Raw genomic sequence first — 16,874 nt, forward strand, 5'->3', positions numbered from 1 at the left:
TATAATTAATGGGAATAATTTTATAATTTTGCGAAAAATATGAACCTGATGAATAGGAGTCATATATTAATTAAACATTTACACAATGAATGAAAGAAAGATAGCCCAGGAGGGCTACGTTATTAATGGTTTCAAACCATTTTCCCAGTTGGCAATGGAATACTTTCCCGGCAATCCGGGAATTGATTTGTCCAGAAAAAGAATGCGTGAAAGAATTGATGAAGATTTAGCTCTCGCCGCAAAACTGAGTGCTTTGGGTTATACTTCTCATACCACATATTTAAGTCCGAAGATGCAGGAGATCATTGTCCTGTACCTGGGACCTCCCTATATTGTAGTGCCCCATATTTATCTGACCCTGTTTGACGAAAAGAAACTTTAATCTTCAAAAATGGAAAATCGAACTATATATTTTTAAATATATAGTTTATTATTTATATATTTATAATAGTTCCGCATAGCGTTCGGGACGTCTTTTGGAAATGGTAGGTAACGGGTTGTGATATAGTGAGTTATCTGCTGTTTGAAAGTGTTCCGCTATGCGTTCCGTTAAAAAGTCGTTTTTCGGCCTTCGGACAGAGGCTCCGAATCTGTCGGATAGAGCTTTCGTTTGATACTAACAGAGACTCCGTTTGCCTGAAACGGAGTCTCTGTTTTTTCCTTCGCTTCCCGGGAGCTTGTATAAATCCGGTAAAGAAGATATTTACAGTTCCGAACATACGATTTACATTCAAATACCTCTGATACCGTCTATCCGATTAGGGGATTGATGCCGGATGGAATACCTTTGCCGAAAATTTTAAAACATTAGATATGCAGAATTTCAATCTTCAACAAATGTCCGGAAACGGTTATATTATTATTCCCAAACTGATGTTCGCAGAGTATATGAAGAATTGCGACAACCATGAAGGCGACATAGAGGCTTTCTTGAAATTGCTTATGAAAGTGAACTATTCCGAAACGGAATATACCGATTACTGGTGCAAGAAGAGTGTGTGTAAAAGAGGCGAAAGCCTGCGCAGCTACCGGAGTTGGAGCGATGTTTTTCATTGGTCTGTCAGCAGGACGTACCGTTTCATGCAGGGTTTGAAGTCGAAAGGAGTGATTGAAATTATTTCGCACGACGACACTTCCGCCCTGCATATCCGGGTGGTGGATTATGAGAGCTGGGTGAGCGTGCCTAAGGCCGAACCCGACAGTGTGAAGCGGCAGAAGAAGGAAGCTAAAGAGAAGTTTCTCCTCTTTTGGAACGAGTATCACAACGTCACCCAGCTTCCCAAAGAGAACATTGCCAAGGCGCAGCGCGAATGGAAGAAGTTGAGCGACAAGGAACGGGAACTGGCCGTCGGGCACATCGAGGAATATTACTTCCATCAGACGAACGCCAACTTTCTCTTGCACGCCTCTTCTTACTTGGCAAACAAGGCATTCTTGAACGAATATTGAGGTGGAAGATGGATACGGAAAATAGAGTTTCGCCACAGGCTCCCGAAATAGAGGAAGCCATCATAGGAGCTTGCATGATAGAGCAGGAGGCTCTGCCGCTGGTAGCGGACAAGCTCCGTCCGGAAATGTTCTACGTGGAGCGCCATCGACTGATTTTCTCGGCTTTGCTGGCAATGTACCAGGCGGGTACGAAGGTGGATATTCTGACTGTAAAAGAAGAGCTTCTCCGCAGGGGGACGCTCGAAGAAGCGGGCGGGGCGTATCAGGTCACTTTGCTTAGCAGCAGGGTGGCAAGCTCCGCGCATATCGAGTATCATGCGCAGATCGTGCACGAGAAATATTTGCGTCGTGAGATGATTGTGGGGTTGAATAAGTTGCTTGCCTGTTCGCTGGACGATACGCTGGATATTGCCGATACGCTGGTAGACGCTCACAATTTGCTCGACCGTCTGGAGGGTGAGTTCGGGCATAACGACTGTATGCGCGATATGGATACGCTGATGGCGGACACGATGAAGGATGCCGAGCGGCGTATCATCAGGAGTGTGAACGGCGTGACAGGTGTTCCGACGGGGCTGACGGATTTGGATCGTATGACCTCCGGATGGCAGGACGGTGATCTGGTGGTTCTCGCCGCCCGTCCCTCGGTGGGGAAAACGGCTTTAGCGTTGCATTTGGCACGTAGCGCGGCGATGGCGGGGCGTGCCGTGGTAGTGTACAGTTTGGAAATGCAGGGGGAGAGGTTGGCAGACCGGTGGTTGATGGCGGCGAGCGAAGTCAACCAGCGACATTGGCGGACAGGAGTACCCAGCGAGCAGGAGATGTCGGAGGCACGTGCGGCGGCTGCAGAACTTTCGCGCTTGCGGATACACGTGGATGACAGTACGGTGGTGAGTATGGATCATGTGCGCTCAAGCGCGCGGTTGCTGAAAAGCCGGGGGGGAGTGTGACGTGATTTTTGTTGATTATTTGCAGCTTTGCGATATGACGACGGGGCAAAGTAACCGTAACCGTGAGCAGAAGGTGGCACAAGCCACTCGGAAAGCGAAGATGCTGGCTAAGGAGTTGAATGTGCCGGTGGTGCTGTTGAGCCAGTTGAATCGTTTGGCAGAGGGGCATATCGACCGGCGGCCGGAGTTGAGCCAGTTGCGCGAGAGTGGCGCCATCGAGCAGGATGCGGACGTGGTGATGTTGCTCTATCGTCCTGCACAGGCTCGTATCACGACGGACAAGGATAGCGGTTACCCGACGGAGGGACTGGGCGTGGTAATTGTGGCCAAGCAGCGCAACGGGGAGACAGGAAATGCCTACTTTCACCATAATCCGGAAATGACGAAAATCGGTGATTATGTGCCGCCTTTGGAATATTTGCTGAAACATGCCAAGTGATTGGTGCTTTTGTTTGACTAATAGGATGCATATTTATACGCTATTATTTTAGAATTATCTTTCTATTTTTAGTTGTGATCAGGAAGAAAATAAACGGGTAAAAACTTGACTTTTGATGTTTGATTTTGTATCTTTGTGATGTTGAAAGAAGAGAAAATATTATTACTTAAACCTTAACTTTTTTAAATTATGAATGTATTGGTGGAGCGCTATCAGCGCAGAAAGTATGTGAGTCAGGAAGATTCGCAGATGTTGTATTATGTACGCTAGAAATCGGGTACAGTGAGAGTGATGGATGTCAATAAGCTGGCGGATGCCATCGAGGCGAATTCTTCGCTGACGGCAGGAGATGTGAAACATTCCATCGAGGCTTTTGTGGAGCAGTTGCGTTTGTCGCTCACACAAGGCGATAAGGTGAAGATTGATGGGTTGGGAACCTTTCATATCACGTTGAGCAGCGAGGGGACGGAAAAGGAGAAGGATTGCACGGTGCGCAGTATTCGCCGGGTGAATGTGCGTTTCGTCGCTGATAAGGCGCTTCGTCTGGTGAATACCAGTCATACCACGACCCGGGGGGAGAATAATGTGGATTTCGTTCTTGCAGGAAAAGGGGTGGACGGCTCCGATGATGAGAACGGGGGCGGAAATCCCGGCGGCAGTGGAAATCCCGGTGGCGGCGGAAGCGGAGAGGCCCCGGACCCGGCGGCATAAGGCTGGATGAAGAATTGAGAATCGGGAACTGGGAACCAGGGATGAAAGGCTTGGGGATGGTTCCCGGTTCTCTTTCTTTATGGGTTTGATTCTTGGGTTTTGTAGGCTTTGTTGTCTTTATTGTTTTTTTGTTATCTTGATGGGCTTAATTGATTTCATAGACTTTATTGTCCTCATTGGGATTTCTTCTTTTTCAATTCTCTTTTTCGTTCGTTTCATTCGTTTTTATGTTTCATTCTTCATTTAATAGAAAAAATCATGTTAGATAAAATTCTCGATATTATAATGACGATTTTGCCTTTCTTGGGTGGTAATCGTAAGAAGCGCAAAGAAATGGCGCAGGAAGTCAAAGAGTTCAGCGAACTGGTGAAAGATCAATATTCTTTTCTAATGGAACAATTGGAAAAGGTGTTGAAGGATTATTTCGACCTTAGTTCGAGAGTGAAAGAGATGCATACGGAGATTTTCTCGTTGAGAGGTCAACTTGCGCAGGCTTCTGCTTTGCAGTGCGTCAAGAAGGAATGTGTACAGCGTAATGCGCTGGAAGCCTGAAGGGGGGTAGATGTCATATAGTATGATGCGATCTATAAACCTGATAGTGATCCATTGTTCCGCCACACGCGAGGACAAGAGTTTTACGGAGTATGATTTGGACATCTGCCATCGCAGGCGGGGATTTAATGGAACGGGGTATCATTTTTATATCCGTAAGAACGGTGATATAAAATCTACCCGGCCGATAGAGAAGATCGGTGCGCACGTCCGTGGCTTCAATAGTGAAAGTATAGGTATCTGTTATGAAGGTGGACTCGATTGTGAAGGGCAGCCCAAAGATACCCGTACAGAGTGGCAGAAACACTCTCTGCGCGTACTGATTCTTACGTTGCTGCGTGATTATCCGGGTTGCCGGGTATGCGGGCATCGGGATTTAAGTCCTGACCTGAACGGGAACGGTGAGATAGAGCCGGAGGAATGGATCAAGGCTTGTCCTTGCTTCGATGCTGAAACCGGATGGAACCAAGTCTGAAAGGAAAAGAGGCTGTCTTAACAGGTTCGGAAAAAAGAAATCACCCCTGTCAGAATTTGTTCTGATAGGGGTGATTTCTTTTTTAGTAAACTTCTACTTTCTCTGCAATTCTCTTAGCCTTGTCGCGCAACGCATCCAAATCAGTATCGAGCGGAGCGTAGCAAAGCACCACACCCATACGACGGTTGACGCGTGTAAACGGTTTGCCGAATATACGTAGATAGGTATCTTCTTCTTTGGTCACTTCTTCCAGTCCACGATATTGAGGGCGTTCCTGACTGGCAATCGGAGAGAGGATGACGGCACTTGCGCCTATCCGTTCTTGCTTGATGCCCGGAATAGGCAGACCGAGCACGGCACGCAGGTGCAATTCAAATTCATTCAGATTTTGTGTTCCTGCCAAAGTCACCATGCCGGTATCGTGCGGACGTGGAGAAAGTTCGGAGAAATAGACTCCGTTTTCATGGCTTAGGAAGAACTCAACTCCCCAAAGTCCTGCGCCTGTCAGCGCGCGGGTTACTTTTTCTGCCATCTCTTCCGCTTCTTTCAAATGAGCAGGATCGATGTGTGCAGGCTGGAAACTTTCGCGATAGTCGCCACCTTTCTGCACGTGTCCGATAGGAGGGCAGAACAGGGTGGGACCGTTCTTTTGAGTAACGGTGAGCAGGGTGATTTCGCTGTCGAATTTGATAAATTCTTCAATGATAAGTTCGCGGATATCGCCACGGCTTCCGCTGCATCCGTATTCCCAGGCGTGTTCAAGTTCGTCGGCACTCTTCACTAGCGACTGTCCTTTACCGGAGGATGACATCAACGGTTTAACGACACAAGGGAAACCGATTTTAGCGGCAGCTTCTTTCAGTTCGTCCAATGTTTTGGCGTAGAAGTATTTGGCTGTTTTCAGTCCGAGCTCTTTGGCGGCAAGGTCGCGGATAGCTTTACGATTCATCGTGAAGTTCACGGCACGGGCGCTGGGCACTACCTGTATGCCTTCTTTTTCGAAGTCATACAAACGTTCTGTGCGGATCGCTTCAATCTCCGGAACGATAATGTCCGGCTGGTGTTTCTTTACGACACGCTCCAGTTCTTCACCGTTCAGCATATCGAATACTTCAAATTCATCAGCCACTTGCATAGCAGGTGCTCCCGCGTACGAGTCGCAGGCAATGATGTGTTGACCTTTACGTTGAGCTGAAATTACAAATTCTTTTCCTAGTTCTCCAGAACCGAGTAACAGTATTTTCTTCATCATTTTGAGTGTTTTATATTAGTGGTGCAAAATTACAGCAAAAAAATGAGATAATAATTGTATAGGCGTTGATTATATTTCTCTTTTATATAAATAAGGAATAGTCTTCTATATAATATAAGGTGCAATGTAAATCCTGCATGAAAAACTTTCGTGCAGGATTTGGTGTTTTCTTTAGTTGAAAAGCGTATCCTTGAAAAAGACAACCAGAACCTCCTGAAAATTGCTGTGAATTTTAGTGCGGAGACGCGAAATATAGAGAAATGGATCGTAGAAAAATAGAAAATACGGCTTTAAACTTTCTTAAGGAAAACATGAAAAAACAGCGTTCGCTGTGTTCGAGCACAAAACTAGTTGTCTGTGCTACTATTTTGTATTACGGCTAAATCCTTGATTTAAAACAAAGAGAAAGGAAACTGGACGCGAAAATCCGGTTTATTGATATATTATTATCTCAAAATCTATTTTGCTATTGATTTGTAGTCTAAATTCGCCTAAATTGGTCAATCTGTAGCTATTATTAGTCTAATAAGTGTTAGCGAACGACAAATAATGAAAAAGGAGTAACAACGATATGGAATTGTTTCTACATTTGTGCAGTTGTTTCTTTAACTATTTCTAGTGGTAGAAGTTTCTAGGATATAGAAAATAGTTGAACAAAAAATTAATTCAACTGTTTATTATAATATTGAAATTAGGTAAAACGCGAAAATGTTTATTCCTTATCATATTATAAGGTCAAAAAGGAGAGAAAAGAATAATATAAATAAAAGAGATTGCTTATGTCACAGATTATCGGACATATCTCGCAGGTGATCGGCCCTGTGGTCGATGTGTACTTTGAAGGTACGGATGCGGAACTGGTGCTGCCAAGCATCCACGACGCACTGGAGATAAAGAGGCCAAACGGCAAAATACTGGTTGTAGAAGTTCAGCAACATATCGGCGAAAATACGGTGCGTACCGTAGCGATGGATAGTACCGACGGACTTCAGAGAGGCATGAAAGTGTATCCCACCGGAGGCCCGATCACTATGCCGATAGGCGAACAGATTAAAGGACGACTGATGAACGTAGTCGGTGATTCGATCGACGGTATGAAAGGACTCAACCGCGACGGTGCGTATTCCATTCACCGGGACCCCCCTAAATTTGAGGATTTGACAACTGTGCAAGAGGTGCTTTTCACGGGTATCAAAGTGATCGACCTGCTCGAACCGTATGCCAAAGGTGGTAAAATCGGTTTGTTCGGCGGCGCCGGTGTGGGAAAAACCGTATTGATCCAGGAACTTATCAATAATATCGCCAAGAAACATAACGGATTCTCCGTATTTGCCGGAGTAGGTGAACGTACCCGTGAAGGTAACGACTTGCTGCGCGAAATGATCGAATCCGGCGTTATCCGCTACGGCGAAGCATTCAAGGAAAGCATGGAGAAAGGTCACTGGGATCTTTCGAAAGTAGATTATAACGAACTGGAGAAATCGCAAGTGTCGCTGATTTTCGGTCAGATGAACGAACCTCCGGGCGCACGTGCTTCTGTGGCACTGTCCGGACTGACGGTAGCGGAATCTTTCCGCGACGCCGGTAAAGAAGGTGAGAAACGCGATATCCTGTTCTTTATCGATAATATCTTCCGTTTCACGCAAGCAGGTTCGGAAGTGTCCGCCCTTTTGGGACGTATGCCCTCCGCCGTTGGTTACCAGCCTACGCTGGCCACGGAAATGGGTGCGATGCAGGAACGTATCACGTCTACCCGCAAAGGTTCTATCACCTCCGTACAAGCGGTGTATGTGCCTGCCGATGACTTGACCGACCCGGCTCCTGCAACGACTTTCAGCCACTTGGACGCAACTACCGTACTCGACCGTAAGATCACCGAGCTGGGTATCTATCCGGCTGTCGACCCGTTGGCATCTACGTCACGTATCCTCGACCCGCACATTGTAGGCCAGGAACATTACGACATAGCGCAGCGCGTAAAACAAATCTTGCAGCGTAACAAGGAATTGCAGGATATTATCTCTATCCTCGGTATGGAAGAACTCTCGGAAGAAGACAAGATGGTAGTGAACCGCGCCCGCCGTGTGCAGCGTTTCCTTTCGCAACCGTTTGCCGTAGCCGAACAGTTTACAGGTGTTCCGGGTGTGATGGTGGGTATTGAAGATACCATCAAGGGATTCAAGATGATTCTGGACGGAGAAGTGGATTATCTTCCCGAACAGGCTTTCCTGAATGTCGGTACGATTGAGGAAGCAATAGAGAAAGGTAAGAAATTGCTGGAACAGGCGAAAAAATAAAAATATAGAGTGATGAAAGAACTGCATTTGAGTATAGTATCGCCCGAAAAGAGCATATTCGACGGAGATGTGAAGATTGTCACATTGCCGGGCATGATCGGTTCGTTTTCTATTCTGCCGGGGCATGCGCCCATTGTATCGTCGCTGAAAGCGGGAACGTTGAGTTATACGACGATGGAGGGAGAAGAGCACACGATGGATATTCAGGGCGGTTTTGTTGAAATGAGTGACGGCACGGTTTCTGCCTGTGTTTCCTGACGGAAGCCTTCCGGCACAAAGACCAAGTATCTAAAGATTGAAAAAAACGAGATAATAACCTTACAGAAAAACACAGTAACATGATGAATATTAGTAAAACTAAACGGAGCTTTATCTGTTGGCATACCTTATTTGCAGTGATTAGTGCGGCGCTCGGAGCTGTTATCCTACACTTCGCTCTGCCGGGGCATTATTTCGGAGGGTATCCGTTTATACCGGTTTATTTTTACTTCTTCGGGTTGGCCAGCATCTATATGTTCGACGCTTGCCGGCGGCACGCTCCGCAGAGATTGTTACTGTTGTATTTGGCAATGAAGATGATAAAGATGATTCTTTCGCTGATTCTGGTCTTGATTTATTGCCTTGCTGTACGCGAAGAAGCTAGAGCTTTTTTACTGACGTTTATCTCGTTCTATTTGATATATCTGATATTCGAAACCTGGTTTTTCTTCTCTTTTGAGATGAACCAGAAACGGAAAAAGAAAAATAAGAAGAAACATGAAACAGTTGCATAACATAGTAGCTCCGTTGATTCTGTTCTGCCTGATGGCAGCGGTCAGTTTTCCGGTTCTTGCGCAAGAGCAAGAGGGGGAAGTGGTGGCGCAGCAGACGCAGGACGAGATTACTCCGAAGGAGGAACAGGAGAACACGGTTGATGTGAAAGAAATTGTGTTCGGGCATATCGGTGACTCCTACGAATGGCATATTACAACATGGGGTAACACGCATATTACTATACCGTTACCTGTTATTGTTTATAGTAGCACTTCAGGTTGGCATACGTTCCTTTCTTCCCGTCTCGAAGAGAATGGAGGTACGTATGAAGGACTTTCCATCGCTCCCGCAGGAAGCAAGTATGAAGGCAAACTGGTAGAGTATGACGCCGCAGGCGAACAGGTTCGCCCTTGGGATATTTCCATTACGAAAGTGACGTTTGCCTTGTTGTTCAACAGCGTATTGCTGCTCGTTATCGTGTTGTGTGTGGCACATTGGTACAGGAAACGTCCGCAAGGAGCCAAAGCACCGGGAGGATTTATCGGATTCATGGAGATGTTCATCATGATGGTGAACGACGACATCATCAAGAGTTGTGTCGGACCTAACTACCGGAAGTTTGCGCCCTATCTGCTGACAGCGTTCTTTTTCATCTTTATCAATAACATGATGGGATTGATTCCGTTTTTCCCCGGAGGCGCGAATGTGACGGGAAATATCGCTATCACGATGGTGCTGGCAGTCTGCACGTTCCTCGCGGTCAATATCTTCGGTACGAAACATTATTGGAAAGATATTTTCTGGCCCGATGTACCCTGGTGGCTGAAAGTGCCTGTGCCGATGATGCCGTTCATCGAGTTCTTCGGAATCTTTACGAAACCGTTTGCTTTGATGATCCGTCTTTTTGCCAATATGCTGGCCGGACACATGGCGATGCTGGTGCTCACCTGCCTGATCTTTATCTCGGCAAGCATGGGGCCTGCGCTGAACGGCACGCTCACGGTGGCTTCCGTATTGTTCAACATCTTTATGAATGCGCTTGAACTGCTGGTGGCTTTCATCCAGGCTTACGTATTTACGATGTTGTCGGCAGTGTTTATCGGACTGGCACAGGAAGGAGCCAGAGTGAAAACAGAAGAATAATCAATGAAACGCGGTGAAAACGTGACTGAACGAATACGGAATAAACGCGCGGAATGAGGAATTAAATAATAAAAACAAGAGAAAATATAAACCATTTTAAAACTGAAAATTATGTTACTATCAGTATTGTTACAAGCCACTGCAGCAGCAGTAGGAGTTAGTAAATTAGGTGCAGCTATCGGTGCAGGTCTTGCAGTAATCGGAGCTGGTTTGGGTATTGGTAAGATTGGTGGTTCGGCAATGGAAGCTATCGCACGCCAGCCGGAAGCATCGGGAGACATTCGTATGAACATGATTATCGCCGCCGCCTTGATTGAAGGTGTGGCCCTGTTGGCGGTAGTAGTTTGTCTGTTGGTGTTCTTCCTCTAATCAGGTATATAACAAGCGAATTTCGCAGGCGTAAAACCCTGTTTCTAAATGGGGGAGATCCTCATACAATGAGCAGCCGCGAAATCGTAAATTGTAAATCGTAAAATCGTAAATAAAGATTATGTCATTACTATTACCTGATAGTGGCCTGCTGTTCTGGATGTTTCTCTCATTCGGGATTGTGTTCGTGATATTGGCGAAATACGGCTTCCCCGTCATCATCAAGATGGTGGAAGGCCGTAAGACCTATATCGACCAGTCTTTGGAGGTGGCGAGGGAAGCTAATGCCCAGTTGTCTAAACTGAAACAAGAAGGCGACGCATTGGTGGCAGCCGCCAACAAAGAGCAAGGACGCATCTTGAGGGAAGCAATGGAAGAACGTGACAAGATTGTTCACGAGGCCCGTAAACAAGCCGAAATTGCCGCACAAAAAGAACTTGATGCGGTGAAACAACAAATCCAGATGGAGAAAGACGAAGCAATTCGCGACATCCGTCGCCAGGTGGCCGTGCTTTCTGTTGACATCGCCGAGAAAGTGCTCCGCAAGAGTCTTGAGGACAAGGATGCACAGATGGGCATGATCGACCGCATGCTGGATGAAGTACTAACCCCGAATAAGAACTAAGGAAGATGGAAGTCGGAATACTCTCAATGCGTTATGCAAAAGCTATCATTGAATACGCACAGGAAAAAGGTCTGGAAGACAGGTTGTATCAGGAGTTTCTGACCCTGTCGCACAGCTTTTGTGAACAGCCCGGTCTGCGCGAAGCGCTTGATAATCCCGTCATCACGACCAAGGAAAAGTTGGCGTTAGTCTGCACAGCTGCCGATGGTGACGGTAAATCGACCAGAGAGTTTGTCCGTTTTATCACTTTGGTACTGCGAAACAGGCGTGAAGGCTATCTGCAATTTATTAGCCTGATGTATCTGGATCTCTACCGGAAGCTGAAACATATCGGAACCGGCAAATTGATTACGGCCGTTCCCGTCGATAAAGAGACGGAAGACCGGATCCGGTCGGCTGCCGCACATATCCTGCATGCCCAGATGGAGCTGGAAACGGTGATAGATCCTTCTATCGAAGGTGGGTTTATCTTTGATATCAACGACTATCGGTTGGATGCAAGCGTTGCCACGCAGTTGAAGCGAGTGAAACAACAATTTATTGATAAGAATAGGAGAATTGTATAATGTCTGAAAATATAAGAGTAAGCGAAGTATCCGATATATTGCGCAAGCAGCTCGAAGGAATCAATGCCAATGTGCAACTTGACGAAATCGGTACGGTGCTCCAGGTGAGTGACGGCGTAGTGCGTATCTATGGACTACGGAACGCCGAGGCCAATGAATTGCTGGAGTTTGACAATGGTATCAAAGCAATCGTGATGAACCTCGAAGAGGACAACGTGGGTGCTGTACTGTTGGGCCCGACGGACAAAATCAAAGAAGGATTCGTCGTGAAGCGTACCAAACGTATCGCCTCCATCCGTGTAGGAGAGGGCATGCTGGGACGTGTGATTGACCCGCTGGGCGAACCGCTCGACGGCAAAGGATTGATTGGCGGCGAACTGTATGATATGCCTTTGGAACGGAAAGCTCCGGGAGTAATCTATCGTCAGCCTGTGAACCAGCCGTTGCAGACCGGATTGAAGGCTGTGGACGCCATGATTCCTATCGGCCGCGGACAGCGTGAGTTGATTATCGGCGACCGCCAGACGGGAAAGACTGCCATTGCGATTGATACGATTATCAACCAACGCACTAACTTCCTGGCAGGCGACCCTGTATATTGTATCTATGTAGCTATCGGTCAGAAGGGTTCTACCGTTGCTTCTATCGTTAATACGCTTCGTGAGTATGGAGCACTGGACTACACGGTGGTTGTAGCTGCCACGGCTGGTGACCCGGCTGCGTTGCAGTATTACGCTCCGTTTGCAGGTGCTGCCATCGGCGAGTATTTCCGTGATACCGGCCGTCATGCGTTGGTGGTTTATGATGACCTTTCCAAACAGGCGGTGGCTTATCGTGAGGTTTCGCTGATTCTTCGCCGTCCGTCCGGTCGTGAGGCTTATCCGGGTGATATCTTCTATCTGCACTCCCGTCTGTTGGAACGTGCTGCCAAGATTATCAGTCAGGAAGAAGTGGCACGCGAAATGAACGATCTCCCGGAAAGTCTGAAGGGGATTGTGAAAGGTGGCGGCTCGCTCACAGCATTGCCTATCATCGAAACGCAAGCAGGTGACGTATCGGCTTATATCCCGACGAACGTGATTTCTATCACCGACGGACAGATATTCCTTGAGACTGACTTGTTCAACCAGGGTACGCGTCCGGCTATCAACGTCGGTATCTCCGTATCCCGTGTAGGTGGTAACGCGCAGATTAAGGCTATGAAGAAGGTGGCCGGAACATTGAAGATTGACCAGGCGCAATATCGCGAGTTGGAAGCCTTCTCTAAGTTCAGCAGCGACATGGACCCGATTACTGCCCTGACTATTGATAAAGGACGTAAGAACGGACAATTATTGATTCAACCGCAATACAGCCCGATGCCCGTAGAGCAGCAGATTGCTATCCTCTACTGTGGTACGCACGGACTTCTACATGATGTCCCATTGGATAAGGTGCAGGACTTTGAACGCAGTTTCATCGAATCTCTGCAACTGAACCACCAGGAGGATGTATTGGACATACTGAAAACGGGCGTGATCGACGATAACGTGATTAAAGCTATCGAAGAGACTGCCGCTATGGTGGCGAAACAGTACTTATAATAGTGATTAGTTGGTTAGTGATAAGTGATTAGCTTACTGTCACCAACCACTAACCGCCAATTATTAATCACTATCACCAACTATTAATAATTAACCACTAACCACTAAAAAAAATGGCTTCACTGAAAGAAGTAAAAACCAGAATAAATTCGGTAAAAAGTACCCGAAAAATCACTTCAGCAATGAAGATGGTGGCTTCTGCCAAATTACACAAGGCACAAGGAGCCATTGAGAATATGCTGCCTTATCAGAAGAAGTTGAACAAGATTCTGACCAACTTCCTAAGCGCTGACCTGCCCATCGAATCTCCTTATGTGCAGGAGCGTGAAGTGAAACGTGTAGCAATCGTCGTCTTTTCTTCAAACACTTCTCTTTGTGGTGCTTTCAACGCCAACGTCATCAAAATGATGATGCAAACGATCGGAGAGTTCCGCACCCTGGGACAGGATAATATCTTGATATTCCCAATTGGCAAGAAGGTGGATGAAGCGGTCAAACGAATGGGATTCAAACCGCAGGAGACTTCTCCGACGCTCTCCGACAAACCGACGTATCAGGAGGCTGCCGAATTGGCTCACCGACTAATGGATATGTATGTGGCAGGAGAAGTAGACCGCGTGGAAATAATCTATCATCACTTCAAGTCAATGGGGGTACAGATTCTTCTCCGGGAGACGTATCTCCCCATTGATATGACGAATGTGGTAAGTGAAGAGGACAGAATGAATAAGGAGGAGGTAGAGGAGCATGAAATTGCCAATGATTATATCATCGAACCGAACGCGGAAGAATTGATCGCCAGCTTAATACCAACAGTATTGAGCCAGAAGATTTTTACCGCTGCCGTCGACTCTAATGCATCGGAACATGCTGCACGTACCCTAGCTATGCAAGTGGCTACGGACAATGCAAACGAGCTGATTCAGGATTTGACAAAGCAGTACAATAAGAGTCGTCAGCAAGCAATTACGAATGAGTTGCTGGATATTGTAGGGGGGACAATGAAATAGATTCCAAGGATTAATAACAATATTTTTTGATTCGGTATCCCATTTTTAAGATAAGCCTTAAAAATGGGATATTTGTATATATATTTGTGGCATAATTAGGCTTGATTATGGGTTTATGCTTAGACAAAACAAACTTAAAAATATATATAGATTATGAGAATTAAGCATTTATTGAACTTTTTCGTTGCAACGGTATTTATCGGTGTGGCAGTAGGATGTGCAGAAAAGGATTTGTATGATCCTAATTATGGGAAAGAACCTGTAAAAGGTCCTGAAGAATATTTTGGATTCGAAACACGTGGAGATGTGTCGCTTGATGTGAATTATGCATTACCCGGATTTGCGGCTCTTATTGAAGTCTATGACATTGATCCGATGGAAATTGTGGATAATACACCTGTAAAAAAACAAGGAGTGGAAGCTTTATTCAAGATTTACACAGATGAAAGCGGAAAGTTTAATGGAAAGATGAATATTCCTACTTCTGTAAAATCGATATACCTATATACGGAAAGTTGGGGATTACCAAGGTGTATGCCATTGGAAATAAAGGATGGTATGGTTAGTTTTGATATGTCAAATATAGGAGCTTCTACTGTAAAAGCAAAAAATAATACACGGTCTTATGGTTTTCAAGGGACGGTTCCTTATGTCTTGAATGGAAATAATAAACTGTATTCCTTATGTAAATGGGGAGAGGGAGGAAGTCTTGACAGTAAATATATGTCATTTGAAGAGAACGTTGGTGATGAAACGGTTGGAAGTTTGACGCAACGTTTGAAGAATTTCTTTAATCCTGATGGAATAGCGAATGTTGATAATATGAATTTAGTCACCCAATCCAGAACTACAAATATTACGGTAACACAAGATGGGACTGCATTGGATGTTATTTTCCTGAATCGGGATGCCATGTATAATAATTCGTTCGGGTATTATTATTATAAAACATCTAAGGAACCTGATATGCGCGGAATGTCAGATATGAAGAAGTATATCATATTTCCAAATGTTTCTTTCTCTGTATATGGAGGTCAGTTGCCTATTTTGAAATGTGGCAGTAAAGTACGTTTGCTCTATTTTGATGAACAAGGTAATGCTAAAGAGGAATTTCCAGCCGGTTATACGGTAGGATGGTTTATGTATGCTGATGGATATAATCAGAGTGAGAATGAAATTGATATAACAAAACAAGTTGCATCAGGTTTCTCTAATTTATTAGCTTCTAATCAGGTGTTGGGACAGCAGCGACAGAATTTTGTATCTGTAAAGGACGAGACAAGCGGCAAGGTTATTATCGGAGTAGAAGATGGGGCAAATAATAGTTATTGTGATCTTTTATTCTATGTAAATGCATCAAAAACTATTGAGGAACCCAATGACAGACCTGTTATAACTCCGGATGATGGAAATGAACCAGAAAAACCGGATGTAACTGAAACGAAGACCGGTACATTAGCTTTTGAAGATATATGGCCTGGCGGTGGAGATTATGATATGAATGACGTAATCGTAGAATATAATCGTGCCGTATCTTTTGATAAAAAGAACCAGGTAACTAAAATTGTAGATACATTTACTCCTGTACATGATGGTGCAGTGTTTGCGAATGCTTTTGCTTATCAGGTAGATAAGGGACAATTCGGTAAAATGACTTTTTCCGCTACTACGGAAGGGATACATACGGAATCTGCAACATCTTCTATTATTGTTTGTCCGAATGTGAAGCAAGCTATTCAAAAGGTATATACTATAACCCGTGAATTTACAGGCGGTTCTTTCAATAAGAAAGATTTAAAGTCATATAATCCTTATATCATAGTGAAGTATGCCGAAGGGCAAAAAGGTCGTACAGAAGTGCATCTGCCTAAGCATGAGGCAACATCTCTTGCGGACTTGTCTTTAGCAGGTACTCAAAAGGATGCTTATTACATAGATAAAGAAGGAGCTTATCCGTTTGCTATTGATATTCCTATCTTGAACTTTATTTCAGTAACTGAAAAAAAGAGTATTGATACCGAATATCCTAACTTTAAAGCTTGGGCAGATTCTAAAGGAGAAAAATATACGGATTGGTATAACAATCATGTAAATTAACTCTCAAAGCATATAACACAACATTTGGTGTTTTTATTGTTCTCTCGTCCCGGTCGTTATTTAATGAAAACGACCGGGACTTTCTTTTATCCGATTGCTTCTCATCTCTACCAGAAAAAGTTTGCTACTTTTATTTCAATCTCTATATAGTTTTCTGTACCTTTGCACAAAACGTGCGACAAGAGGTCTCACAAGTAATTGTTCAGCATCATGTCTGAACCTATTGTTCCGTCAATAGTAGCCTAAAGAGGCGTGCGTGACTGGTAACGGTCGGGTGCGGAGCCCTCTTGAGAACGACGTTCCAACCTAAACATCATAGGCGAAGAATGGCAAGGCTGACCGATAGGAGTAACGCAGGTGAATCGCTGCACCATCGTTACAAAGAATTGGCTTACGGATGTTTAGGAGCCATGCCAAAAGGCAAGCAGTCAGGATAGTACGTTGTTATGTCGTACTACACGGATGTTGCACTGCCGGTGGATGGGCGGACTCTAAGTCGGTCGTCAGTTACTTGTGCGAAACTTGGTAAGCCCGTATTTCTCCCATCAGCCAATAGCAAATGGGTAAGCCAATCGTAAGAGCGGCCGAACGGGGTGCGGGTAA

15 protein-coding genes and 2 pseudogenes are annotated in these 16,874 nt (G+C 45.3%); 16 read left to right on the forward strand and 1 reads right to left on the reverse strand.

Translation table 11 applies throughout. The features are described 5' to 3' along the window. Positions 1-85 precede the first annotated feature (85 nt). The 6 genes and pseudogenes from HMPREF9009_RS15900 (at position 86) to HMPREF9009_RS15925 (ending at position 4,576) form a co-directional block, all read left to right on the forward strand. On the forward strand, positions 86-382 hold the full coding sequence (locus HMPREF9009_RS15900) for a DUF4248 domain-containing protein (RefSeq protein ID WP_049702685.1): 297 nt from the start codon (positions 86-88) through the stop codon (positions 380-382). Positions 383-813: 431 nt separating this feature from the next. After that, positions 814-1,449, forward strand: a complete 636-nt coding sequence (locus HMPREF9009_RS15905; protein ID WP_049702686.1) for a hypothetical protein — start codon at positions 814-816, stop codon at positions 1,447-1,449. An 8-nt stretch (positions 1,450-1,457) separates the two neighbouring features. Beyond that, a pseudogene (gene dnaB / locus HMPREF9009_RS15910) lies at positions 1,458-2,838 on the forward strand (replicative DNA helicase). A gap of 189 nt (positions 2,839-3,027) precedes the next feature. Further along, positions 3,028-3,549: pseudogene (locus HMPREF9009_RS15915) on the forward strand (HU family DNA-binding protein). A 258-nt stretch (positions 3,550-3,807) separates the two neighbouring features. Further along, on the forward strand, positions 3,808-4,101 hold the full coding sequence (locus HMPREF9009_RS15920) for a hypothetical protein (RefSeq protein ID WP_049702687.1): 294 nt from the start codon (positions 3,808-3,810) through the stop codon (positions 4,099-4,101). 25 nt (positions 4,102-4,126) lie between these two features. Next, positions 4,127-4,576 (forward strand): N-acetylmuramoyl-L-alanine amidase, encoded by a 450-nt coding sequence (locus tag HMPREF9009_RS15925; RefSeq protein ID WP_049703352.1) that lies wholly within the window; start codon positions 4,127-4,129, stop codon positions 4,574-4,576. Positions 4,577-4,658: 82 nt separating this feature from the next. Here the strand turns inward: HMPREF9009_RS15925 and purT are convergent, their stop codons facing one another. Next, positions 4,659-5,825, reverse strand: a complete 1,167-nt coding sequence (gene purT, locus HMPREF9009_RS15930; RefSeq protein WP_049703353.1) for a formate-dependent phosphoribosylglycinamide formyltransferase — start codon at positions 5,823-5,825, stop codon at positions 4,659-4,661. A 782-nt stretch (positions 5,826-6,607) separates the two neighbouring features. Between purT and atpD the strand changes: the two genes are divergently transcribed. The 10 genes from atpD to HMPREF9009_RS15980 all read left to right on the forward strand — a co-directional run bounded on the left by atpD (position 6,608) and on the right by HMPREF9009_RS15980 (position 16,271). Further along, positions 6,608-8,125, forward strand: coding sequence for a F0F1 ATP synthase subunit beta (gene atpD / locus HMPREF9009_RS15935; protein ID WP_004315305.1), 1,518 nt, complete (start codon positions 6,608-6,610; stop codon positions 8,123-8,125). A gap of 12 nt (positions 8,126-8,137) precedes the next feature. Further along, positions 8,138-8,383, forward strand: coding sequence for an ATP synthase F1 subunit epsilon (gene atpC / locus HMPREF9009_RS15940; protein ID WP_004315304.1), 246 nt, complete (start codon positions 8,138-8,140; stop codon positions 8,381-8,383). 80 nt (positions 8,384-8,463) lie between these two features. Next, the gene (locus tag HMPREF9009_RS15945; RefSeq protein ID WP_004315303.1) at positions 8,464-8,898 is read left to right on the forward strand and encodes a hypothetical protein; all 435 of its coding nucleotides are present in this window, start codon (positions 8,464-8,466) and stop codon (positions 8,896-8,898) included. Then, complete coding sequence (gene atpB / locus HMPREF9009_RS15950; RefSeq protein ID WP_049702688.1) at positions 8,882-10,021, forward strand: F0F1 ATP synthase subunit A; 1,140 nt, start codon at positions 8,882-8,884, stop codon at positions 10,019-10,021. The genes HMPREF9009_RS15945 and atpB overlap by 17 nt, the downstream gene beginning before the upstream one ends. A gap of 111 nt (positions 10,022-10,132) precedes the next feature. After that, positions 10,133-10,390 carry an ATP synthase F0 subunit C gene (gene atpE / locus HMPREF9009_RS15955; protein WP_004295758.1) on the forward strand — a complete coding sequence of 86 codons (258 nt, stop codon included), beginning with the start codon at positions 10,133-10,135 and terminating at the stop codon, positions 10,388-10,390. A 121-nt stretch (positions 10,391-10,511) separates the two neighbouring features. Further along, the gene (gene atpF / locus HMPREF9009_RS15960) at positions 10,512-11,015 is read left to right on the forward strand and encodes a F0F1 ATP synthase subunit B (RefSeq protein WP_004315301.1); all 504 of its coding nucleotides are present in this window, start codon (positions 10,512-10,514) and stop codon (positions 11,013-11,015) included. A gap of 5 nt (positions 11,016-11,020) precedes the next feature. Beyond that, positions 11,021-11,581, forward strand: a complete 561-nt coding sequence (locus HMPREF9009_RS15965) for a F0F1 ATP synthase subunit delta (protein ID WP_004315300.1) — start codon at positions 11,021-11,023, stop codon at positions 11,579-11,581. Next, positions 11,581-13,164 (forward strand): F0F1 ATP synthase subunit alpha, encoded by a 1,584-nt coding sequence (gene atpA / locus HMPREF9009_RS15970; RefSeq protein WP_004315299.1) that lies wholly within the window; start codon positions 11,581-11,583, stop codon positions 13,162-13,164. The genes HMPREF9009_RS15965 and atpA overlap by 1 nt, the downstream gene beginning before the upstream one ends. Positions 13,165-13,277: 113 nt before the next feature. Then, the gene (locus HMPREF9009_RS15975; protein WP_008022604.1) at positions 13,278-14,174 is read left to right on the forward strand and encodes a F0F1 ATP synthase subunit gamma; all 897 of its coding nucleotides are present in this window, start codon (positions 13,278-13,280) and stop codon (positions 14,172-14,174) included. Positions 14,175-14,327: 153 nt separating this feature from the next. After that, positions 14,328-16,271, forward strand: a complete 1,944-nt coding sequence (locus HMPREF9009_RS15980; RefSeq protein ID WP_008639992.1) for an LruC domain-containing protein — start codon at positions 14,328-14,330, stop codon at positions 16,269-16,271. Positions 16,272-16,874: the final 603 nt, after the last annotated feature.

The sequence above is a fragment of the Bacteroides sp. 3_1_13 genome (genome assembly GCF_001185845.1).
Lineage (GTDB): Bacteria > Bacteroidota > Bacteroidia > Bacteroidales > Bacteroidaceae > Bacteroides > Bacteroides xylanisolvens.